Genomic DNA, 22,369 nt, shown 5'->3' with positions numbered 1-22,369 from the left:
CGCTCGGCTGGGGTACCCCAGCCGAGCGCCTCGCTAAGCTGCTCGCAGCGAGCAGCTAATCATCGGTGTTGCGACGATCTCTAGGATCCGCCTCGGCTCCCCGGTCCCCGACGGGCTCAGAACAGGTCCCTGCGGCCGGCCAGGGAGTCGATCCACTGGTGCAGGTGGCCCGTCCAGTCGCGTCCGGCGCCGTCGTGGTGGTTCACGGTGAAGCGGTGGAAGGTGTCGCGGCCCTCGGAGAAGAGCAGGCCCGGCTTCTTGTCCAGCTCCAGCACCACGTCCACGCCGTGCTCGTCGGTGACCAGGGACAGCTCCAGTTCGTTCAGGCCCTGGTAGCGGCTGGGTGAGCGGAACTCGATCTCCTGGTAGAAGGGCAGCCTCTGCCGGGTCTGCGCGATGCGGCCCCGCTCCAGGTCGGCGTGCTTGAAGGTGAACCCGAGGGAGAACAGGGAGTCCAGAACCGCGGCCTGCGAGGGGAGGGGCTCGATGCCCACCGGGTCCAGGTCGCCGGGATCGACCGCGTTCGCCACGTGCAGGCGGGTGTTCACGCCGAGGTTCATGCGGTGCAGGTGGCGGCCGCGGTGGACGGTGATGGGGGTTTCCCAGGGCACGAAGAGTTCGAAGGGCACCTGGAAGCGCTGCCCGGGGACCAGGGCCACGCCCTCGCCCAGGCGTACGCGGTGGAACTCCATGTCGCTGTTGACCTCGTGGTCACCGACCTCGGTCTCGACCCGGGCCTGGAGGCCGACGGTGAGCTGCTCGACCTGCTGCTCGACGTCGCCGCCCTCGATGACGACGGTGCCTCGCAGGGAGCCCCCCGGGGCGGTCACGGACGAGTCCAGGGAGGTTTCCACCGAGGCTCCGCCGAATCCGATGCCGGCGAGCAGGCGCTTGATGACCATAGATACTTCCTCTTTCCGGTGGGTGCGTGGCCGGGGATATCGGGGATGGCGGGCGCACCCGGAGTCTGGGGGCGCGGCCGGGCCCGTGGGGCCGTCCGGACGCACCGGGGTGGGTGCCCGGGCTCAGTGGTGCCCGGACGGTTGTCCTAGAGCAGGCTGCGATTGCCGGCGATGGTGTGGACCCACTCGTGGAGCTTGGCCGCGATCTCCTCGGGGTCGGTGTCCTCGTGCTCGATGCTCAGGCGCAGGAGGGTGTCCCCGCCTTCGCTGAAGAGGATGCCGGGCTTCTTGTCCAGCTCCAGCACCACGTCCACACCGTCGTCGTCGGTGAGGAAGGTCAGCTCCAGTGACTCCAGGCCCTCGTACTGGCCGGCGGCGGCGTACTCGAGCTCCTGGTAGAAGGGCAGCTTCTGGCGGGTACCGGGGATGTCGCCCTTCTCCAGGTCGACGCCCTTCAGGACGAAACCCAGTGCGTACAGCGCTTGCAAGACCGCGGCCTGGGCCGGCAGGGGCTCGATGAGCAGCGGGTCCACGTCCTTGCGGTCCAGGGCCTTGTCCACGTGCAGACGGGTGTTGAGGCCCACGTTGTCCAGGACGTGCGTGCCCCCGATGGAGGTGATGGGGGCCTCCATGGGAACGGTCATCTCGAAGGGAAGCTCGAACTCCTGCTCGGGCTCCAGCTCCATCTCCTCGTCGGTGACCGTCTGCTCGGCGACGATCACGTCGATGGTGTACTCGCCCGACTGCGTCTCGCCCTCGGAGTCCTCGTACTCGTACTCCTTCTCCACATTGGCGCGGAGACCGACGCTGATGCCCTCCAGTGTCTGGGCGACCTTGCCTCCGGTGACCTTGAGGGTGCCGGTGACGGTACCGCCCGGTTGGACGGTGTCGTTGTCGAGGGTGGTCTCTACGGTGGCACTGCCGATGCCGACACTGGCGAGCATGCGCTTGAAGATCAAAGCGTCTTCTTCCTGCCTAGGTCCGCTGCCCGAGCGCCAGGGGATGTGGGCTGTGGGACCGATGGGGGTTCGTGGAGAATTCGGCGCTGTCGGTAGGACGCGGCGCTGGTGGTACTGGTTCCCACCGCTGTGGAGTTTTCCGCGCTTTCTTCGGTCTCAGCCGCTGTGCGGGGACAGTCCGCGCAGCAGGGCGCGCAGTCCGAACTCGAAGCGTGATTCGGACTCGGCGGCACCGGGAGCGTCCTCCTGGTCCTGGTGGCGGACCTGGTGCACGACCGAGCCCACGCAGTAGGCGTGAACGGCGTCGGCGGCGCGTTCCACATCGTCGCCGGACAGGCCCGCCTCGGTCAGGGCGCGGTGCATCAGGGCGCGGGTGGCGGCGGTGCTGGGGGTGTGCGGGGCCCGGTGTACCAGCAGGGACAGCGCACCGGAGTACTCCAGGAGCCGGGCGCGGTAGGCGTGGGCCCATTCGGTCAGGCGCACGTCCCAGGGGCGGGTGTCCTCGGGTTCCTCGGCCTCGTCCGCTCGGCCGTCGGCGTCCTCGGCGGTTTCCCCGTCGGCCTCCTCACCGGGCTCGGTGGGGACGGTGCCACTGGGAGCGGGGGAGGCCACATAGGCGGCGATGGCGTTGAACAGCTGTTCCTTGCCCAGCGGGAAGTGGTGGTAGATGGCCATGGCCTCCACCTCCAAGGCGTCGCCCAGGCGGCGCATGGACAGGCCGCCCAGTCCGCGGCCGGTGATGATGTGCAGCGCTTCGAGGATGATGCGTTCGCGGCTGAGTCCGGCGTAGTTCCTGCTCACGGTGGTCCTTTCGCGGGAGTGCGCCGTAAAGGTGGCAGATCCGGGGGTGGGTGGCCACCACCGACGCACGGCCCGGGTCGTCAGATGATATTCGTCACCTCTAGAGTGACCTCGAATAACGATTCGCGTGTACGGAGCGCACACATGGGACTTGCCAAGCAGAGCACGACACAGGCGCGCCAGCGTCTGGAGGCTGACCAGGAGCTGGCCGAGAAGCTGCCCGAACGCCTACGGGCGGTGGCCGAGGCGCAGGAGGCGCTGGACCGGGCGCGTGAGTGGGGCGCACCGGTGGAGGAGCTCCACCAGCGTGGGGTGGCCCTGGACGAGGCGCTGACGGAGGCGATGCGGGCCGCCTACGCACGGGAGCGGACACTGGTGGGGCCCAAGGGGTACGTGGACCGGATCTATCGGCGCAAGCGGCTGGCCCGCCCGCAGGTGCGCGAGGCCACGCAGATGGCTGAGCGGCTGCTCACCGCCCGGGAGAACCACCGCCTGCACGGGATCCAGCGGGTGCCGCGCCGGGCCGCGTGAGCCTGCCAGCCACGGTGCGTAACCGCGAGGCGGTCCGCGCGCGGTAGGTTGGTGTTCGGCCCGGCCCGGCCCGGTGCCGGACACCGCAGCAGGCGACGGTGGGGAGCGCAGTAGCAGATGGCGGATTTCATCCGCATCGATCCGACGTCGAGGGTACCGCCCTACGAGCAGATCAGGTCGATCGTGGCGATCGCGGTCGCCAACGGCGAGCTGCCGGTGGGCTACCGGTTGCCGACGGTGCGCGCGCTGGCAGAGCAGCTGTCGGTGGCGGTGAACACGGTGGCGCGCGCCTATCGGGAGCTGGAACAGGCCGGGGTGGTCGAGACGCGGGGCCGTTCGGGCACCTTCGTCGCCGCTGGCGGTGATGACCAGCGTGCCGAGGCCCTGGCCGCCGCGCGCGCCTACGCCGAGGTGATCTCACGGGTGGGCCTGGACCACGATGAGGCCGTGAAGATCCTGCGGGCGGCACTCAGGGGCTGATCCGGTCCTGCCCGTGGTGGCCGTTACCGGTCGGCTTCCACCCCTGCTGAACGAGGCGTGTTGCGGCTACCGTCGGAAGGCGGGCCGCCACCCCGGGCGGGCGCGGGCACCAAGGGAGGCGCCGATGAGCAAGGGAACCGGTGGAGGGGCGGGAGGGCGCCCGTCGGGCGGTGTGTCCCCGACAGGAAGGGGCACCCCGGGCGGCGCCGGAAGGAGCGCCCCGGGCCATGGCGCGGTGTGGGGGCCGGGAGGGCGCCGGAGGCGTCCTGGGGGCGAGCCGGAGCTGAGCGGCAACCGGCGGCGCGACGACTGGTACCACGACGGCGACGACCCCATGGTCGCCTACGCGGGTGACCGCCGTGTGCGCTCCTACGAGAACGACAACAGCGGCCTGTACCGGGTACGGCCCGGCTCGGTCATCGCGCGGGTGGCCGTCGTCCTGGTTCTGTTGGGGCTGATCGCCGCGCTGCTGTTCCTGGTCCTTGGCTGAGCGGCCCGTCCGGTCGGGGATCAGCGGCGCAGACCGATGACCGAGACGACGTAGAACAGGGCCAGGCCGAGCCACACCAGCGGCAGGACGGCGGGGTCGCCCAGGGCGGCGGTGATGCCGGAGATGGGGATGCTGACGCCCAGGCACACCAGGGAGAGCACGAACCGCACGGTGTTGGAGGGCGTCCCGGTCCTGGCCGGCGCTGATTCGGCCCGCGCGTCCATGTGGTGGCGGACGCGTTCGGCGATGGTGTCGTCGATCCGCTCGACCAGGGACGCGGTTACGGCCTCGTCGTACTCGGGACCGAGCTCGCGGCTGGCGCGTAGCGCGGCGGCGACCTCATCACGTTGGCGCGGGGGCGTGTTCGTCATGCTCCCATCGTGGCACCGCCGTTTTACCTGGGATACGCCATGAGCGCGATACCAGGGACGAACCGGGGTTTTCCCTGAGCCGGCTACCCCGTGGACACAGCTCGGGGCCGCCCCCTCGCGGGAGCGGCCCCGGTGCCTGGCCGGCTCTGTCCGCCGACGGCGTCCTAGCTGGCGAAGTCCAGCAGCTGCTGGGCGCGGCTGGGGTGGCGCAGCTTGGACAGCGACTGCTTCTCCAGCTGGCGGATGCGCTCACGGGTCAGGCCCAGGTGCTTACCGATCTCGTCCAGGGTGCGCGGGCGCCCGTCCATCAGGCCAAAGCGCAGGGACATGATGGTGGCCTCGCGCGGCTCCAGGTCCGACAGCGCGTTGCGCAGCTGGTCGGCCATGATCTGACGGTCCACCACCTCGGAGGCCTCCGAGGCGTCCACGTCCTCGATGAGGTCGCCGATGCGGGTCTCGCCGTCCTCGCCGATGGTGGAGTCCAGGCTGATGGGCTGGCGGGTGACCCGCAACAGCTCCTCGATCTGGGTCGGGGTCTTGTCCAGCTCCAGGGCCAGCTCCTCCGGAGTGGGCTCACGGCCCAGCGCCTGGTGCATGTCGCGCTCAAGGCGACTCACCTTGCTCAGGAGCTCCAGGACGTGCACGGGCAGGCGGATGGTGCGCGCGGAGTCCGCGAAGCCACGCTGTATGGCCTGGCGGATCCACCACATGGCGTAGGTGGAGAACTTGAAGCCCTTGGTGTAGTCGAACTTCTCCACGGCGCGGATCAGGCCGAGGTTGCCTTCCTGGACCACGTCGAGCAGGGACATGCCCCGGTCGCTGTACTTCTTGGCCACCGACACCACCAGGCGCAGGTTGGCCTCCAGCATGTGGGACTTGGCCTTGCGGCCGTCCTCGGCCACCCACTCCAGTTCGTCGGCCTCGGCCGCGGCCAACGGGAAGGACTCGTCGACCTCGCCGTGCTGGCCCAGCCGGTACTCGGCGTAGAGTCCGGCCTCGACCCGCTTGGCCAGGTCGACCTCCTGCTCAGCGGTGAGCAGTTGGCGTCGGCCGATGGCCTTGAGGTAGGTGTGGACCGAGTCGCCCATGGCGGGGGACTGGTCGTCGAGGTCGGCCTCCCCGGTCTCCAGATCGGTGGCGGCCTGGGTGGTCTCGGTCTTGTTGGCGCGTCGCGCGGAGCGGTTCTTCCTCCGGTTGGAGGGGCCCTTGCGCGCCGCGGCCTTACCGGATGCGGCCTTGGGTGCCTCGTCGGTGTCGGGCACCGTGGCAATGAGAGTGTCTTCCAGCACGTCGTCCTCGGCGTCAGGATCGGCCACCGGCGCGGAGTCGTCGCCCCCGTTGGCGAGCCGGACCCCGTTCTCGGTGAGTTCACGCAGGATGGATCGGCCGTCGCCAGCGGAGACTCCGGCCTCGGAGAAAGCGGTACGCAGTTCGGAGAGGGACAGGTGTCCCTGATCGCGTCCGCGGGTGAGCAGTTCGGCCAGGGTCGCGTCCGCGTCCGCGCCGTCGTTTCGAGCGGTGTCAGCGGGGACTCCGGCGGTGGGTGCCGAAGCGGCTGGGGCAGTGCTCGTCATGTGGGCACCTCCCTCCCTTCCAGTGCGTGTGGCACGCGGCGGACGGTTCCTGCCGACTGGACGCGCCAATATGTCCAACGTGTCGGGGAGTCAAATGTTCCCTGTCTCGATTGGATATCAGCAAAAGTGGTATGGATCACTGCGCTGGAAGTGGCCAAACGCGGTGGAGAACAGGTAAAGGAGCGCGTCCGGAGCCGACGCGGGCGAGGGGCCGAATCTGGCGGGGGGGAGGACGCAGGGGCACGAGCGAGTGGACCGATGGCTGTCGCCAACTGCGGACCTCCTTGGGAGAGGGGCCGAAGGAGCGGATATTCAGGTAGACGCTGGGGAGCTTTGGGAAGTTCCCTACCTTTTGTCGGACGCGATCGCTGCCGACCGCGCCGGGACCGTGTGGGACAGGGGTCGGCCGGGCCCCGGGTCACACCGGCTGTCCCCGGGTACCGCGGGGATGGGGTGCGGTACCCGACGCGCCCCAGGGTCCCATGTGTTCGGAGTGCACCGGTACACGAACCTTTGCGGAAGGGCGCTGGTGAGGGTCCTGGGAGGGGCCGCCGGGTCAGGAACGGGAACCGCGCAGCGCCGCCAGGTCGGGTTTGCCGGAGGCCAGCGTCGGCAGGGCCCGGCGCACCTCCAGCTCGCGCGGGGCGGCGTAGGCGGGCAGGTGTTCGCGCACCCACGAGCGCAGCTGCTCAAGGGACGGCGGCGCCTCCGGGTCGGCGGGTACCACGACGGCGCTCACCCGTTGGCCCCACTCGGGGTCGGGGCGGCCCACCACCACCGACTCGGCCACCGCCGGGTGCTCCAGCAGCAGGGCGTTGACCTGGTCGGGCACCACCTTGTGGCCGCCGGTGTTGACCACTTCGTCCATACGGCCGAGCACGCGCAGGCGCCCGTCCGGCTCCAGGCGCCCCAGGTCGCTGGTGCGCAGCCACCGGACACCCTCGTCATCGGTGACCAGCGCCCGCGGATCGCCCGGTACGCCGGGGGCGAGTCGGTAGCCGCTCAACAGCATGGGTCCCGACAGCAGGATCCGCCCGGGCTCACCGGGGGCCTCGGAATCCACCCGTGCCCGCGCGCCCCGCAGCGGGACGCCGTCGTAGACGCAGCCTCCGCAGGTCTCACTCATACCGTAGGTCGTCAGTACCCGCCCCCCGGCCCCGCGGGCGGCCTCCAGCAAGGCGGGGTCGGCGGCGGCCCCGCCGAGCAGGATGGTCCCGAACATCGACAGGTCCACTCCGGCCCCCAACAGCCGCCGCAGCTGGGTCGGTACCAGCGACACGTGTGGGCGCAGCTTCCGGGCCAGCTCCGCCACCGTGTCCACGGAGAAGGGCGCGTGTACCGCCTTGGTGCCCATGGCCAGGGCGCGCGTCATCACCTGGATACCGGAGATGTGCCCGGCGGGCAGCACACACAGCCACGAGTCGCCGGATGCGGCGCCGATACGCTCCACCGACGCTTGGGCGGAGGCGCGCAGCGCGGCCGAGGACAGCTCCACGCCCTTGGGGGCACCGGTGGAGCCGGAGGTGGTGATGACCAGGGCGGTGCCGGCGCCCACCGGTGCGGCGCCGTCGAGTTCGGTGACCCCGTCGGGCGTGCGCAGGAGGGCCGGACGCATCGCGGTGAGCAGGTCGTGAACGCGCGCCTGGGGAGCGTCCGCGGGGATCGGCAGCAGCGCGGGGCCCCGTCCGTCCAGGGTTTGGGCCAACAGGCCGTCCAGCTGCTCGGGGGACAGTCCACGCACCGCCTGTAGGGGCCGTCCCTCCGGGGACGGGGGGTGCGTGCTCGCCGAATCGCCCTGTTTCTCACGTGCCACGACCGACAGCGTACGCCTGCGCGGGACGCGCGCGTCCACCAGCTCCCACTGCCCCGGGGGTGTGGTCGTGAGTCCCGGCCCGCCTGGCACAATGCGTAGGGTTGGCGCTTGGACGCGGTCGCTTTCTGGCGCGTCCGCGCCGTCCCCAGTGTCCCCGTGAGGAGAAGTAGTAGCCGTGAACAGCGTGATCGACTGGCAGCGGTCGGGCGAGTACTCCGACATCATCTACGAGACCGCGGAGGGTATCGCCAAGATCACGATCAACCGCCCCGAGCGGCACAACGCCTTCCGGCCCCAGACGCTGTTCGAGCTCCAGGACGCCTTCAACGTCGCCCGTGACGACTCCGGGATCGGCGTGGTCATCCTCACCGGAGCCGGCGACCAGGCGTTCTGTTCCGGCGGCGACCAGAAGATCCGTGGCGAGGACGGCTACATGGGCGACGACGCCGTGGCCCGTCAGGGCATCGGCCGCCTCAACGTGCTCGATCTGCAGGTGCAGATCCGCCGTATGCCCAAGCCCGTCATCGCCATGGTCGCGGGCTGGTCCATCGGCGGCGGCAACGTCCTGCAAGTGTGCTGCGACCTGACCATCGCCGCGGACAACGCCAAGTTCGGCCAGACCGGACCCAAGGTCGGCTCCTTCGACGGCGGTTACGGCTCCTGGCTGCTCGCCCAGACCGTGGGACTGAAGAAGGCCCGGGAGATCTGGTACCTGTGCCGCCAGTACAGCGCCCAGGAGGCGATGGAGATGGGCATGGCCAACACCGTCGTGCCGCTGGCGGACCTGGAGAAGGAGACCGTGGCCTGGGCGCGCGAGATGCTGGAGAAGTCGCCGCTGGCGCTGCGCATGGTCAAGGGCGCCATCAACGCCGTCAGCGACGGCGCGGCCGGGATGCAGCAGTTCGCCGGGGACGCCACGATGCTCTACTACATGAGCGAGGAGGCCCAGGAGGGCCGCGACGCCTTCAAGGAGAAGCGCCGCCCGGAGTTCGACAAGTTCCCGCGCCGCCCGTGACACGGGTCGAGCCCGCCCCGGCGGGGACGCCCGCCGAGGGGCGTGCCTTCGCCATCGGTCTGCGCAACCGTTTCCGCGGCGTCACCGTTCGCGAGGGCATGCTCGTGCGCGGGCCCGCCGGGTGGGGCGAGTTCTCGCCCTTCGCCGAGTACGGGCCGCGCGAGTGCGCCCGTTGGTGGGCGGCCTGTCAGGAGGCCGCCCACCGCGGCTGGCCCGCACCGGTCCGCGACCGGGTGCCGGTCAACGTGACCGTTCCCGCCGTGGATCCCGAGCGCGCCCACGCGATCGTCGCCGCGGGCGGCTGCACCACGGCCAAGGTCAAGGTGGCCGAACGCGGGCAGCGGGAGGCCCAGGACCTGGCCCGCGTCGAGGCGGTCCGCGACGCCCTGGGCCCCTCGGGCCGGGTGCGGGTGGACGCCAACGGCGCCTGGGACACCGACACCGCGGTGCGGATGGTGCGGGAACTGGACCGGTTCGGCCTGGAGTACGTCGAACAGCCCTGCGCCACCTTGGAGGAGCTCGCCGCCGTGCGCCGCCGGGTGCGTGTGCCGGTGGCCGCCGACGAGTCGATCCGCAGGGCCGAGGACCCGCTGCGGGTGCGCGCCGCCGAGGCCGCCGACATCGTGGTCCTCAAGGTCCAGCCGTTGGGCGGGGTCCGCGCCGCGCTGCGCGTGGCCGAGGCGTGCGGCCTGCCGGTGGTGGTCTCCAGTGCCGTGGAGACCTCGGTGGGCCTTGCCGCGGGGGTGGCCCTGGCCGCCGCCCTGCCGGAGCTGCCCCACGCCTGCGGTCTGGCCACCATGCAGATGCTGACCGCCGACGTCACGGCGGATCCCCTGCTGCCCGAGGACGGTTTCCTGCCCGTTCGCCCGGCGGAGGTGGAGGAGGAGAGCCTGCGCGCGGTGGAGGTCGACCCCGCCGCGTGGCGGGCCCGCGCCGAGGCGGCCAGCTCCGCGGCCGGCGAGGTCCCCGGCGCCGGATAAGCCGACCCCTCCGCGTGGCGGGGGAGGGGCGCGGTGCGCATGTGTGGCGGGCAACAGCCATGTTTGTTCGCCCCAGGTCCTGGATGGGGGTTGACTGTAGGGACCGGGTCCACATGGTGATACTTGGTACACATTGAGACGATCGAGAGAGTTGATGAATCCGTCTACCGCCCTGGCGCGGGTCCTGGTCGACGAACTGACCCGCTGCGGTCTGGCCGAGGCCGTCGTCGCACCGGGGTCGCGATCGACACCGCTGGCCCTGGCCCTGGTCGCCCACCCCGACATCAGGGTGCACGTGCGTATCGACGAGCGCTCGGCATCCTTCCTCGCCCTGGGGCTGGCACGGACCTCACGGCGCCCGGTCGCGGTGGTGTGTACGTCCGGCACGGCGGCCGCCAACTTCCACCCGGCGGTGATGGAGGCCGACGAGAGCGGGGTGCCGCTGCTGGTACTGACCGCTGACCGGCCCCCGGAGCTGCGCGGTACCGGCGCCAACCAGACGGCGGACCAGATCGGCCTGTACGGCAGTGCGGTGCGCATGTTCGCCGAGGTCGGCACCCCCGACCGGGTGCCCGGCATGGTCGCCTACTGGCGGTCGCTGGTCTGCCGTGCGTGGGGCTCGGCGATGGGCGGGCGCCCGGGGCCGGTCCACCTCAACGTGGCCTTTCGCGATCCGCTGACGCCCGGGGCCGAGACGGAGTCGTGGCTCGAACCGCTGGAGGGGCGCGAGGGCTCCAAGCCGTGGATCAGCCGTCCGGGCCCGGTCGTCGAGCCCGCTCCGTTCGTGCTTCCCGCCGTGGAGCGGGGCGTGATCGTGTGCGGTGACGGCGACTATGACCCGGTGCCCTTCCTGGCGCTGGCCGAACTGACCGGGTGGCCGCTGATGGCCGAGCCCACGTCCAACGCCCGCCGGGCGGGCGCGGTGTCCACCTACCGGCAGCTGCTGGCCTCGCCGCGTCTGGCCTCGGGGCCGGCGCCGGAACTGGTGGTGAGCGTGGGGCGGCCCAACCTGTCCCGGCAGACCCTGGCGTTCCTGCGCCGGGCGAAGCGGCACGTGGTGGTCAGCTCGGGGGCGGTGGGCGACCCCGCCGCGAGCCTGCCCAACGCCTTCTCCGACCCGTTGCGCACCGCCACCGACGTGGTGGCCGCCGTCGCGCCCCCGGCCGGACTGGACCTGGACTCCCCCCAGCGCACCGACTGGTCGCGGACCTGGGAGCGGGCCGAGGAGGCGGCGCGGACCGCCCTGGACGCGGTGCTGGACGGGGAGGAGGCGCTCAGCGAGCCCCGCCTGGCACGGGACCTGACCTCGCACCTGTCCGCCGGTTCGCTGCTCTTCGCCGGGTCCAGCATGCCCATCCGCGATCTGGACGCGACCATGCGCGCCCGCTGCGGGGTGCGGCTGGTCGGCAACCGGGGGGTGAGCGGCATCGACGGGACGGTCTCCACCGCGATCGGCGCCGCGCTGGCCCACCAGAGCGGCGGCGGGGGACAGGCCTACGCGCTGCTGGGCGACTTGGCGATGCTGCACGACCAGAACGGGCTGGTCATCGGCCCGGGGGAGGCACGCCCGGATCTGGCGGTCGTGGTGGTCAACAACGACGGAGGAGGGATCTTCTCCGGTCTGGAGCAGGCCGGGCATCCCGACTTCGAGAGGGTGTTCGGCACCCCGCACGGGGTGTCCATGGAGCGGGTGGCGGCCGTGGCCGACCTGCCCTACACCCGCTTGGAGTGGGCCACCGACCTGCCCAAGGCCCTGCTGGGCGAGGGGCTGCGGGTCATCGAGGTGTGCACGCGCCGCGCCGACAGCGCCGCACTGCGTCGCCGGTTGCAGGACGCGGTGGACACCGCCGTGGACGACGCGCTGTAGGTTTCCTCGGGCACGTTACCCGGCCGGTCCTGTCGCCCCGGTATGAGGGAAATCGGTGGATTATGGGCGTGTCTCCAGGGGAAGGAGCTCTCTAGGAGGCGGCTCTGGCCCCTGGTACCGGTGATGCGTGTGTGGCGAGGTAGATAGGAATGCACTATGTGCTGCACATGACGGAGCTGGCCCGCTGGAGGGACGGCACCGGCGCCCTGGAAGCGGAGAGCCTGCACACCGACGGATTCGTGCACGCCTCTCCCAACGAGCACACCGTCCTGGCGGTCGCCAACAGCCTTTACGGCTCGGCCACCGAGCCCTACTGCGTGCTGGTGGTGGACGTCGCGCGCCTGGCCTGCGAGGTGCGGTGGGAGGCCCCCTCCCCGGTGCTTTCGGCGCGCGGGGGCGGCGGTCGCGTGGCGGTGGACGAGTCGACGCTCTTCCCGCACATCTACGGACCCATTCCGCGTGAAGCCGTGGTGGGGGTGCGCTACCTGCGCCGCGAGCCGCCCGGTGTGTTCACCGCTGTGGACCAGCGCGGCTCCACGGCCGAGGCCCTGGACCTGTTCCCGCATCCGGAGGGCGGATGGTTCCGCTCGCTGTGGCGCAGCGGGGTGTGGACGCGCCCGGAGGGCTTCGACGACGACCGCGAGACGGCCTCGGCCATCCAGTTCCTGCTCGGAGCGGGGGAGCGGTGCCGGTGGCACAGGCTGCGCTCGGCGCAGATGTGGTCCTTCGACCGCGGAGGTCCGGCCAACGTCGCACTCGGCGGCTCCGGCCCCTCTCCGGCGGAGGAGGAGCGGCACACGCTGGGACCGCACGTCGAGGCGGGGCAGAGACTCCAGGTGGTCGTTCCGGCGGGGACCTGGCAGGAGGCCCACCCGCTCACCGCGCAGGAGACCCTGGCCACCTGCTTCACCTCGCCCGCCTTCGAGTTCGAGGACCTGGAGATCGCCGACGCGGGCGGCAGCCTGCGCTTTCCCCGGGCTCTGTGATCCCGCGTGCCCGCGGACGCGGCACCGGTCCTTCGCCACGGGCGGGTGGGCGTCGTCGGCGGGCGCGGGAACGCGTGCTGCTCCCCGTCGGGCCGGCCCGGCGGGGAGCAGCGGGTCGATCACCCGCGCTCGAAGTGGCGGCGGCGCTCGAAGTCGGTGACCGACGCCGAGAACGCCGCCAGCTCCGCACGGCCCGCGGCCGCGTAGTGGCGCACCACGTCCGGGCCGAAGCAGGTCCGGGCGATGTCGCTGGACTCCCAGGCCAGTACCGCCTCCTCCAGGGAGGCGGGAAGGCGGGGCAGGTCCCCGGCCGAGGCGTCGCCCGGGGTCGGGTCGGGCAGCGGCAGCGCTTGTTCGATCCCGTACAGGCCCGCCGCGACGATCCCCGACACGGCCAGGTAGGGGTTGGCGTCCCCGCCCGGCACCCGGAACTCGATACGCGCCGACTCACCCGAGCCCACCACCCGCACCGGGCACGTGCGGTTGTCCAGCCCCCAGGAGACCGTGTTGGGCGCGTATCCCTGCGGTGACAGGCGTTTGAAGGAGTTGACGTTGGGCGCGGACAACAGCGCGAAGTCGCGCATGCACGCCAGCTGTCCGGCCACGAAGTGCTCCATGTGCTTGGACATGCCGTAGCGACCCGAACCGTCGTCGGCGAAGACGGGGGACCCGGCCCCGTCGCGCAGCGACAGGTGCACGTGGCAGGAGTTGCCCTCGCCCCCGTCGAACTTGGCCATGAAGGTCAGCGCCGCCCCGGCCTGGGCGGCCAGTGCGCGGGCGCCCGCCTTGTAGACCACATGGTTGTCGCAGGCGCGCAGGGCATCGCCGTAGCGGAACACGATCTCGTACTGGCCCGGGTGGCACTCCCCGCGCGCGGACTCCACCGTCATGCCGGTGCGCTCCATCGCGGTGCGGATGCGGCGCATGAGCGGGTCGATCTCGGTCATCTCCGGCAGCGCGTAGTCGGAGTTGAACCGTGTGGCGGTGGTCAGGTCGCGGTAGTCGGCCTCGAAGGCCTCCTGGTAGGAGTCGCGAAAGACCAGGAACTCCAGTTCGGTTCCGGCCAGGGCGTGCCATCCGCGTTCGGCCAGCCGGTCCAGCTGGGTCCGCAGTACCTGGCGCGGTGCTACCGGAACCGGGCGGCCCTCGCCGTCGCGCGCGTCGCCCAGCACCAGGGCGGTGCCCGGGTCCCAGGGCAGGTAGCGCAGTGTGCCGGGGTCGGGAACGATCGAGAAGTCGCCCAGCCCTCCGCCCCAGGGGTCGGTGGCGTACCCCGGCCGAGACTCCATCTCCACGTCGGTGGCCAGCAGGTACAGGCAGGCGTCGAAGCCTTCGGAGAGCACCCGGGAGGTGAAGTCGCCCGGGTTGAGGCGGCTGCCCTGTACCCGGCCTTGCAGGTCGGGCAGGGCCACGATCACGTCGGTGATCGCGCCCGTGGCCGCGTCGTCGCGCAGCCTCTCCGGAGGGACCGGGAAAGGCGGCGGTGGCGGGGAGGGCGGCAGGGTCTCGCGCAGGGGCGGCAGGCCGTCGCCGATCAGCGGACTCATGCCTCCTCACCGGTCCGGGCCGCGGTGTGCAGCGGGTTGGGGATGGGCGGGGCGTCCATGTGGAACTCGGCGTCGCGCTCGGCCCGGTCGTGGTAGCCCCCGCCCAGGAGCCGCTCCCGGTTCAGGCACACGCGTTCGAAGGAGGGTGCCGAGAGGTCGAACAGGGCGAACCGGTCGGCTAGTTCGGGGAACTCCTCCTGGTAGCGGTCGATCTCGACGCGCACCAGCTCCCAGAACCGCGCCTCGGACACCCCGAGCTGTTCCTGTGCCAGGGGCGCTAGATAGCGGAAGTGCCCCACGAACAGGGACTTGGCGATGGAGGAGGTCAGCTCGGCGGCGTCGAAGCGCATCAGCACGTCCAGCACCTCGGCGGGCAGGTCGGCGTACTCGGGCAGACCGGTCTCCAACAGCTTCATGTCGTCCACGAAGTCCTTGATCGCCAGCCGCACGGGGCGGTCGCGGTCGTCGTAGACCACGACGGCGTTCTCGCCGTGCGGGTTGAAAGCCAACCCGTACCGGTAGAGCAGGTGCAGTACGGGTGGCAGGACGGCACGGAACAGGGCGCGCAGCCACTCCTGGGCCTCCAGCCCGGAGCGCTTCACCAGCTCGGCGGTGAACGCACGCCCGTGGCCGTCCACGTGCAGCAGCGCGGCCAGGGTGCGGGCACGCTCGCCGGGGTCCAGCCGTTCGGTGACCGGTTCGCGCCACAGGGCGCCGAGGAGCTGCCGGTGCCGGTAGGGGGCGTCGGGGATGTCCTCCAGGACCGGGTGGCGCACGGCCACGGCGGCGACCTCTCCGGGCAGGATCACCCGGCACCGCCGGGACAGGAAGTCGTCACCCTCGTACAGGGCGTGTACCCATCGGGTGCTGGCGGGCGCCGCCCGGCACAGCTCGGTGGGGATGCCCCGGTAGACCATCGTGTTGAGGATGGCCAGGGACAGCTTGACGTTGAGCCTGTCGGGGCGTGTGGTGTTGGTGAAGGTGCGGATGGACTGCTGGGGGAGGTAGTCGTCGGCGGCCTCGCCCAACGGCACGATCAGGCCCTCGGCGAGTTCGGCGGCGAACAGGGGGACCACCACCTCGTCCCACTGCCAGGGGTGGACCGGAAGCCACACGAACTCGGCGGCTGTGGCGCCGGTGCGCCGGACGGCCTCCTCCAGTCGCCGGGTGAACAGCGCTGTCAGGTCCGCGCCCAGCTCACCGGCGCGCAACGCCTCCTGGTCCAGGCCGGGGACTCCGTGGTGCTCGGCCAGAGAGCGGTGTACGGCGAGCCACGGCAGACGGGTGGGCCGCAGGGCCTCGGGCGGGTAGTGGGCGCGGTCGCGGGCGGAGAATCCTACCCGGCCCTTGTTGGCGAAGATCCACGGGTGGCCGCTCTGGTGGCCCTCCAGCCGGGCGTGGGGAAGGTCGGCCAGGTCGGCGCTGGTGGCGGCGGACTGGGCCAGACGGGCGTCGGCGCTCAGGGTCGCGGTCAGCTCCCCGACGGTGAAGGCCTCCACGGCCGGGTCCACGATCCCGGCCGCGCCCAGGTCGCGCAGCAGGGTGAGGGGCGTGGCGGGCGCTGTGGTGCCGTCGGCGTCCTCGCGCAGGGCGGTGCCGGGTGTGACCCGCCAGCCGTCCATGGTGGTGCGCCGCCCCCGGAACAGGTAGGCGGCTCCGGGGTGGACACGGGTCCGCCAGGGGCCGGTGCCGTCGGGGCCGGGCGCCTCCTGCCCGGGTTCGGGGCGCAGCGCGTACTCGAAGCACAGTTCGGCGAGCATCTTGGCCGCGAGGCGGTCGCTGGCCCCGCGCCAGTGCTCGCGGGTCAGTTCGGAGGGGACCGGCAGAGGCGGTACCGCTCCCACGGGAGCGGCGGTGGTCTCCGTCGCGGTGCCCTCCGGGGCCTCTGAGGTACCCGAGGGCACCGCGGAGGGTGTGCTCGGGGCGGGGCGGGTGGGCATGGGTGTCTCCGGGGTCGTGGTCGTGGCGGGCACGGTCGTGCCGTCGTCGAGCGGCGGGCGGCTCACCGCCCGGCCTCCGGGCCCGCCAGCGGGTTGTCGACCAGGCCGTGCATGACGTCGAATTCGGCGTCGCGTTCGGCGCGCTCGTGGAACCCGCCGCCCATCAGCTGCTCGCGGTTCAGAGCGACCCTGCCCACCTTCGGGGCCAGCAGGTCGAACCAGGCGAAACGCTCGGCCAGATCGGGGAAGCGCGCCTGGTAGGCCAGCACCTGCTCACGGGCCAGCGCCCACAGACGCTGACCCGGTACGCCCAGCTGGTGTTGGACGATGTCGGCGAGGAAGCGCAGGTGTCCGGCACAGATCGCGGAGAGCACCGAGTGCGCCAACTCCTCGGGTTTCCAGCGGTGCAGCATGGCGCGCACGTGGTCGGGGATCTCGGCGTACTCGGGCAGGTCGAAGGGCAGCAGCTCCACGTCCGAGCCGAAGTCCTTCAGCGCGATGCGCACGGGGGCCTCGTCGGCGTCGAAGACGAGCACGACGTTCTCCCCGTGCGGGGTGAAGGAGGCCCCGTACCGGTACAGGTAGTGCAGCACGGGCGGGAACAGCGCGCCCAGGAAGCGGCGCAGCCACTCCTCGGCACCCAGCCCGGAGCGCTCCACCAGCTCGGTGACCAGCGCTCGCCCGTCGGCGCCCTCCAGCAGCAGGCAGGCCATGGTGCGGGCGCGCTCGCCCGGGGCCAGGTGATGGTGGATCGGCTCGCGCCAGATGGTGCCCAGCAGTTCATGGAAGCGGTAGGGGGCCTGCGGCATCTGGTCGAACACCGGGTGCGGAACGGTGGCCGAGGCCCGCTCAGCGAGCATGGCCACCCCCGTCTCGCCGAAGAAGGCGTCGCGGTCGGCCAGGTCCCGCAGCCAGGTGCTGGTGTGCGGGGCGCATCCGGTCTGGGTCCCCGACAGTCCCCGCCACACCAGGGTGTTGCGGATCATCAGGGGCACCTTGACGTTGAGCCGCTCGGGCCGGTCCAGGTTCATCAGGGTGCGGATGGACTGGAAGGGCCGGTAGCGGTCGCGGCTGGTGCCCAGGCGCACCAGGCGCCCCAGGGCGAGCTCGGAGGCGAACAGCGGGGCGACGACCTCGTCCCACTGGAAGGGATGCACCGGCAGCCACAGGTAGGCGTCGGGGTCGCCGCCCCGCTCGTGGATCCGCTCGGCGAACGCGGTGCGCTGGTCGGCGTCCAGTTCCGTGGCCAGCAGGGCGGCCCGGTCGGTTCCGGCCATCGCCTGGAAGCGGCCCAGCTCGGGGTGCACGGCGATCCACACCAGCTGGAAGGCGCCGCGCGCCTCGGGAGTGTAACGTGCGGCGTCCGCGGCGGAGAATCCCAGACGTCCCTTGTTGACGAAGATGCAGGGGTGGCCGGTCTGGTAGCCCTCCAGGTCCTCGTAGGGCAGGTCGGCCAGGTCGGCGGCGCTCAGCGAGGCGGCCATCAGGCGGGCGTCGGCGGCGTGCGTGGCCAGCAGGTCGCGCACCACCTCGGCCAGGGAGTCCCCGGGCAGACCCACGGTCCTCTGGGCGTCGGTGACGAACAGGGTGGGGTCCCAGGCGGGTTCCTGGCCGAGGCCGGTGGTGCGGGTGAAGGAGGCGGGGTCCACGTGCCAGGAGCCGAACCCGCCCCGGCGGGCGGTGAAGGCGTAGGACACCCCGCCGTCCGCCGCCAGGGTCCAGGTGTGGCCGTCGGGTTCGGGCCGGGGCAGGATCATCTCCTCGTAGGCCATCTCGCCGACCATGTGGGCGAGCAGGCGTCGGCCGGCCCGTCGCCAGGTGTCGGCGTCAGTGGTGACGGCGGAGGTGTCGTCGTGGTCGGTGTGTGCGGTCTCAGGCATGCTGTGTGTCTTCCGTCCGGTGCGCGATCGTGGGCTGCGGGGCGGGTGCGGTGGGAGGTGGGCGTTCGGGCAGTAGGGCCAGGACGAGGGCGAGTACGCCGAACAGGGCGGCCCCCGCCGCCAGGGGCAGGCCCAGGCCGGCCCCGGCCAGGGCGGTGGCCAGCACGGGACTGACCAGGGTCGCGCCCACGCGTACGGTGGCCACCGCGGAGAACGCCGGTCCGCGTGCCCCGGTGGCCGCGAAGACCCGAAGGTCCAGGGCGACGTGGCCCAGCCCCAGTCCGGCGCCGAACACCACGCGCCCCAGGGCGAGCAGGACCGGGTCGGGGGCGAGGAACTGCGCCAGCAGGCCCAGGGCGGCCACCAGGCAGGCGGCCGGCAGCAGGGCCCGGCCCAGCAGGGCGTGCGCCCGGCGCGCCAGCGGCAGGACCGCCAGCACCGTCGCCTGCGGCAGCAGGAACAGCAGGGCCGCCACCGTGGCGCCCGTCCCGCCGTCCTCGGCGTAGAGGGTGAAGAAGGGGCGTACCACCAGGCGGGCGGTCTCGACGGCCAGCACGGCCGCGCACACCGCGATCAGGAAGGCCGGGGCCGTGCCGGTGGGGCCGTGCCCGGCCCCACCGGAGCCGGCCCCTGGAGCGCACTCCCCGTTCGTCTCCGGGGCCGCGCGTGCGGAGGGGCTGTCCGCCGCCGGGGTCACCGCCTTGTCGGCGGTCCGGGGCAGGTGGCGGTGGCACAGCACCGCCAGCGCCACGTACAGCAGAGCGCACGCCGCGATTCCGTAACGCGGGTTGGGCAGAGCCATGATGGCGGCGCCCAGGACGGTGGCCGCCACGATCCCGCCGTTGACCACGTAGGCGAACAGCGTCACGTCGCGCAGCCGGTCGCGGCCGGTGCCCACGAACGCCGGATAGGCCAGGGTGAAGGCCATCGTGACCACTACCTGTGTCGCCGACAGCACCAGGAACGCCGTGTACGTGGGCGCGGCGGCCAGTACCAGTTCCATCACCGCCGCCACCGCCAGCGCGCCCACCACCAGCGTGCGCATGGGCGCGCGGCGGGCGGCCAGACCCCACAGGGGCATGGCGGCCAGGGCGGCGACCCGGCACACCCAGATGAAGGTTCCCGTCGCGGCGGTGTCGGTGACCCCGAACAGCCGCTCGAACAGTTGCGGGTAGAACGGGCTCAGCGCCGCGTCCCCCACCAGGTGCAGCAGGATGACGAGCAGGTACAGGCGCCGGAAGGCCGGTCCCGTCACCGCCCCTCCCCGGCCGGTGCGCCGAAGGAGGTGAACGCCGCGCGCGCGGGCAGCCGGTAGACGGTGCGTCCGGTCAGGCTGTTGAGGATGGTGGCCGCCCGCCATGCGCCCAGGCCCAGGTCTGGCGCGCCGACCCCGTGCGTGTGCGTTTCGGCGTTCTGTACGTGGATGGGCGCGGTCAGCTCCGGGTCGGCGGCCAGGCGCATGTCCTCACCGATCACCGGCCGCCCCCGGGCGTCGGTCCGCAGCAGCTTGGCCACCGGCGCCAGGAAGTCCGGGTTGCGCTGGGCGTAGCCGGAGGCGGCGATGACCGCATCGGTACGCACGGTGAACTCCCGGTCCTGTTCGCGGTGGTGGAACACCAGCGCGAACCCGTCGCCCTCGGCGCGGGCCTCCACCAGTTCGCAGTGCGCCCGCAGGCAGGCACCCACCGGGGCACCGGCGATACCGCGTTCGTAGAGCACGTCGTGGATCTCGGCGATGGTGTCGCCGCTGATGCCCTTGTACAGCTGCCACTGCTGGGGCACCACCCGGTCCTTCACCTGTTGGGGCAGGGCGTGGAAGTAGCGGGTGTAGTCCGGGGTGAAGTGCTCCAGGCCCAGCTTGGAGTACTCCATCGGCGCGAACGCCGGGGAGCGGGTCAGCCAGTTCACCTGTGTGCCGCGGTGATCGGGCGAGCGCAGCAGGTCCAGGAAGACCTCGGCGCCGGACTGTCCCGATCCCAGCACCGTCACATCGTCCAGCCCGGCCAGGCCGGGGGCGCGGTCCAGGTAGTCGGCGGCGTGGAAGACGCGCTCACCCGTCAGGTGGGTCAGCGGGTCGGGCAGCACGGGTTCGGTGCCGATGCCCAGCACCAGCGCGTGTGCGCGCACGGTGGTGTGCGTGCCCTGGGAGTCGGTGTACTCCACGGTGAACACGCCCCCGTCATGGCGCACCGCGGTGGCGCGGGCGTCGAAGCGGCACGAGGGCAGCTGGTGGGCCACCCAGCGGCAGTAGTCGTCGTACTCGCGACGGGGCACGTGGAAGTGCTCGGAGAAGTAGAACGGGAAGAGCCGGTCGTGTTCGCGCAGGTAGGACAGGAACGACCACCGGCTGGTCGGGTCCACCAGGCTGACCAGGTCCGCGAGGAAGGGCACCTGTAGGCGTGCGCCCTCCAACAGCAGCCCCGGATGCCAGGAGAAGGAGGGGCGTGCTTCCAGGAAGCGGGTGCTGAGCCCGGGGACGGCGTCCGCGAGTGCTGCCATGGCCAGGTTGAACGGGCCCAGGCCCACGCCCACCAGGTCGTGCACGTGGTCGTCGTCGGTTCGGGGGAGCGGGGCGGCACCCGACTGGGTGAAGGTCAACGGGACTCCTTCAGGGCGGCGGCCTCGGCGTCGCCCGCGGCGACGACCTCGGCGAGCAGGGACGCGGTGTCGTCCGGGGTGGTGCCGGGGTTGAGCAGGGTGAGCTTGAGCCACACACGGCCGTCGACCTGGGTGCGCCCGACCACGGCCCGGCCCTCCCGTAGCAGGCGGCGGCGCAACCGGGCGTTGACGGTGTCGCTGTGCTCACCGGCGTCGTAGCGGAACACGACGGTGGTCAGGGAGGGTGAGACGGCCAGGACCAGGCGGGGTTCGTGGAGCACGCGGGCGGCGGTGCGCAGGGCCAGGTCGCGGCAGGCCTCCACCAGCAGGCCCAGGCCGTCCGTGCCCAGGGCGCGCAGGGTGACGGCGATCTTGAACACGTCGGCCCGGCGGGTGGTGCGCAGGGAGTAGCCGAGCAGACTGGGGTATCCGGCCTCCTCGTCGTCCGTGGGGTTGAGGTAGTCCACCGAGCGCGACAGCGGGGCGAACAGTGCTCGTTCGCGGGTGAGTAGGAGCCCGGCCGCCACGGGCTGCCAGCCGAGTTTGTGCAGGTCCATGCTGAGGGAGTCAGCCCTCTCCAGCCCGGCGAGCAGTCCGCGCAGGCGTCGGGAGAACAGCAGGCCGCCGCCGTACGCGGCGTCCACGTGCAGCCACACACCGAACTCGTGGGCGATGTGGGCGATGGCGCCCAGCGGGTCGATGCCGCCCAGGTCCGTGGTTCCGGCGGTGGCCACGACGGCGACCGGGAGGTCCCCGTCGGCGTGCAGACGCCGCAGGGTCTCGCGCAGCGCGGTGGGGCGCATCCGGTGCTGGGAGTCGACGTCGACGGTGACCACGGCGTCCTCGCCCAGTCCCAGCAGGGCGGCTGAGCGCTGCACGGAGAAGTGCGCGACCCTCCCGCACAGGATCCGGGGGCGTGCGCCGTGGGCGGCGCGGGCCACGCCGTGGCGGCTGGCGTCGCGGTCGGCGGTGTTGAGCGCGTGGTCGCGGGCCAGGAGCAGGGCGGTGAGGTTGGATTCGGTGCCGCCGGAGGTGACCACGCCACCCGCGCGCTCCCCTCGGTAGCCGACGAGGCCGGCGAGTTCGGCGATGACCTGGGTTTCCATGGCGGTGGCCGCGGGTGCCTGGTCCCAGGAGTCCAGGGACTGGTTGAGGACCGAGGCGACGGTGTCGGCGGCCACCGCCACGGCGAGGGGCGGGCAGTGCAGGTGGGCGGCGCAGCGGGGGTGGGCGGGGTCGGCGGCCCCGGCGGCGAGTACCCGGGTCAGCCGGGTCAGGACGTCGGCGGCGACGGTGTGCTCTGCGACCGGGGGATTGGCGCCGTCGGTGGGGCCGAGCGCCTCGCGGACCGCGTCGGCGACCTGGCGGGGGCTCTGGGCCGGGAGGGGACCGCCGCGTTCGGCGCAGGCCTCCGCCAGGGTGCGCGTGGCCGTCTCGACCAGGGCCGCGACCGTGGCCGGCCCGCCGGGTGCCCCTGCGAACCCGTCGGCCAGTAGTGTCGCCGCGCTGACGGGCACGGGGCAGGCCAGGGCGCCTGGTGCCCCGGCGCCGTTGGCGACTGAGTCAACACTCGGAGTGATGGGCATGGGAGTCGGGCTCCAGTTTTCCGTGGTTGATCGTGGGCGCGCGGAGTCT

At 72.1% G+C, this 22,369-nt stretch carries 19 protein-coding genes; 7 read left to right on the top strand and 12 right to left on the bottom strand.

The genetic code is table 11. The annotated features are described in order from the left end of the window. Positions 1–116: 116 nt before the first annotated feature. From AC0T5L_RS22050 to AC0T5L_RS22040, 3 genes are all read right to left on the bottom strand, one after another. Positions 117–902 carry a sporulation protein gene (locus AC0T5L_RS22050; protein ID WP_476167368.1) on the bottom strand — a complete coding sequence of 262 codons (786 nt, stop codon included), beginning with the start codon at positions 900–902 and terminating at the stop codon, positions 117–119. Positions 903–1,048: 146 nt separating this feature from the next. After that, on the bottom strand, positions 1,049–1,861 hold the full coding sequence (locus AC0T5L_RS22045) for a sporulation protein (RefSeq protein ID WP_476167367.1): 813 nt from the start codon (positions 1,859–1,861) through the stop codon (positions 1,049–1,051). A 156-nt stretch (positions 1,862–2,017) separates the two neighbouring features. After that, a complete protein-coding gene (locus AC0T5L_RS22040; protein ID WP_476167366.1) occupies positions 2,018–2,662 on the bottom strand; it encodes a TetR/AcrR family transcriptional regulator in 645 nt (214 codons plus the stop codon). A 144-nt stretch (positions 2,663–2,806) separates the two neighbouring features. On the opposite strand from AC0T5L_RS22040, the gene AC0T5L_RS22035 reads away from it, so the two are divergent. The 3 genes from AC0T5L_RS22035 (at position 2,807) to AC0T5L_RS22025 (ending at position 4,163) form a co-directional block, all read left to right on the top strand. Beyond that, positions 2,807–3,193, top strand: a complete 387-nt coding sequence (locus AC0T5L_RS22035) for a hypothetical protein (protein ID WP_476167365.1) — start codon at positions 2,807–2,809, stop codon at positions 3,191–3,193. A 117-nt stretch (positions 3,194–3,310) separates the two neighbouring features. Next, positions 3,311–3,673, top strand: coding sequence for a GntR family transcriptional regulator (locus AC0T5L_RS22030; protein ID WP_476167364.1), 363 nt, complete (start codon positions 3,311–3,313; stop codon positions 3,671–3,673). A 124-nt stretch (positions 3,674–3,797) separates the two neighbouring features. After that, complete coding sequence (locus AC0T5L_RS22025) at positions 3,798–4,163, top strand: hypothetical protein (protein ID WP_476167363.1); 366 nt, start codon at positions 3,798–3,800, stop codon at positions 4,161–4,163. Between the two features lie 20 nt (positions 4,164–4,183). Here AC0T5L_RS22025 and AC0T5L_RS22020 read toward each other — a convergent pair whose 3' ends face one another. The 3 genes from AC0T5L_RS22020 to AC0T5L_RS22010 form a co-directional block, all read right to left on the bottom strand. Beyond that, the gene (locus tag AC0T5L_RS22020) at positions 4,184–4,534 is read right to left on the bottom strand and encodes a hypothetical protein (RefSeq protein ID WP_476167362.1); all 351 of its coding nucleotides are present in this window, start codon (positions 4,532–4,534) and stop codon (positions 4,184–4,186) included. A 164-nt stretch (positions 4,535–4,698) separates the two neighbouring features. Next, on the bottom strand, positions 4,699–6,108 hold the full coding sequence (locus AC0T5L_RS22015) for a sigma-70 family RNA polymerase sigma factor (protein ID WP_476167361.1): 1,410 nt from the start codon (positions 6,106–6,108) through the stop codon (positions 4,699–4,701). 556 nt (positions 6,109–6,664) lie between these two features. Continuing rightward, positions 6,665–7,921, bottom strand: a complete 1,257-nt coding sequence (locus tag AC0T5L_RS22010; RefSeq protein ID WP_476167360.1) for an AMP-binding protein — start codon at positions 7,919–7,921, stop codon at positions 6,665–6,667. A 175-nt stretch (positions 7,922–8,096) separates the two neighbouring features. On the opposite strand from AC0T5L_RS22010, the gene menB reads away from it, so the two are divergent. The 4 genes from menB (at position 8,097) to AC0T5L_RS21990 (ending at position 12,769) form a co-directional block, all read left to right on the top strand. Further along, positions 8,097–8,936 carry a 1,4-dihydroxy-2-naphthoyl-CoA synthase gene (gene menB / locus AC0T5L_RS22005; protein ID WP_476167359.1) on the top strand — a complete coding sequence of 280 codons (840 nt, stop codon included), beginning with the start codon at positions 8,097–8,099 and terminating at the stop codon, positions 8,934–8,936. Beyond that, positions 8,933–9,916 (top strand): o-succinylbenzoate synthase, encoded by a 984-nt coding sequence (locus tag AC0T5L_RS22000; RefSeq protein WP_476167358.1) that lies wholly within the window; start codon positions 8,933–8,935, stop codon positions 9,914–9,916. Before menB ends, AC0T5L_RS22000 begins: the two co-directional genes overlap by 4 nt. Positions 9,917–10,070: 154 nt before the next feature. Continuing rightward, positions 10,071–11,783, top strand: coding sequence for a 2-succinyl-5-enolpyruvyl-6-hydroxy-3-cyclohexene-1-carboxylic-acid synthase (menD, locus tag AC0T5L_RS21995; RefSeq protein ID WP_476167357.1), 1,713 nt, complete (start codon positions 10,071–10,073; stop codon positions 11,781–11,783). 149 nt (positions 11,784–11,932) lie between these two features. Continuing rightward, positions 11,933–12,769 (top strand): cupin domain-containing protein, encoded by an 837-nt coding sequence (locus AC0T5L_RS21990; protein ID WP_476167356.1) that lies wholly within the window; start codon positions 11,933–11,935, stop codon positions 12,767–12,769. Between the two features lie 119 nt (positions 12,770–12,888). Here the strand turns inward: AC0T5L_RS21990 and AC0T5L_RS21985 are convergent, their stop codons facing one another. Genes AC0T5L_RS21985 through AC0T5L_RS21960 form a run of 6 tightly spaced genes read right to left on the bottom strand, consistent with a single transcriptional unit; the run spans position 12,889 to position 22,320 of the window. After that, positions 12,889–14,316 carry a glutamine synthetase family protein gene (locus AC0T5L_RS21985; RefSeq protein ID WP_476167355.1) on the bottom strand — a complete coding sequence of 476 codons (1,428 nt, stop codon included), beginning with the start codon at positions 14,314–14,316 and terminating at the stop codon, positions 12,889–12,891. Then, positions 14,313–16,322: an IucA/IucC family protein gene (locus AC0T5L_RS21980; RefSeq protein WP_476167354.1), complete on the bottom strand. Its 2,010-nt coding sequence runs from the start codon at positions 16,320–16,322 to the stop codon at positions 14,313–14,315. Before AC0T5L_RS21980 ends, AC0T5L_RS21985 begins: the two co-directional genes overlap by 4 nt. After that, the gene (locus tag AC0T5L_RS21975; protein ID WP_476167353.1) at positions 16,319–18,136 is read right to left on the bottom strand and encodes an IucA/IucC family protein; all 1,818 of its coding nucleotides are present in this window, start codon (positions 18,134–18,136) and stop codon (positions 16,319–16,321) included. The genes AC0T5L_RS21980 and AC0T5L_RS21975 overlap by 4 nt, the downstream gene beginning before the upstream one ends. Next, a complete protein-coding gene (locus AC0T5L_RS21970; protein WP_476167352.1) occupies positions 18,129–19,391 on the bottom strand; it encodes an MFS transporter in 1,263 nt (420 codons plus the stop codon). The genes AC0T5L_RS21975 and AC0T5L_RS21970 overlap by 8 nt, the downstream gene beginning before the upstream one ends. Then, complete coding sequence (locus AC0T5L_RS21965) at positions 19,388–20,734, bottom strand: lysine N(6)-hydroxylase/L-ornithine N(5)-oxygenase family protein (RefSeq protein ID WP_476167351.1); 1,347 nt, start codon at positions 20,732–20,734, stop codon at positions 19,388–19,390. The genes AC0T5L_RS21970 and AC0T5L_RS21965 overlap by 4 nt, the downstream gene beginning before the upstream one ends. After that, positions 20,731–22,320: a pyridoxal phosphate-dependent decarboxylase family protein gene (locus tag AC0T5L_RS21960; protein ID WP_476167350.1), complete on the bottom strand. Its 1,590-nt coding sequence runs from the start codon at positions 22,318–22,320 to the stop codon at positions 20,731–20,733. The genes AC0T5L_RS21965 and AC0T5L_RS21960 overlap by 4 nt, the downstream gene beginning before the upstream one ends. Positions 22,321–22,369 lie beyond the last annotated feature (49 nt).

Source organism: Nocardiopsis sp. TRM 82005 (genome assembly GCF_056312425.1).
Note: the sequence above shows the minus strand (reverse complement) of the source record. Positions and strands in the feature narration are given on the sequence as shown.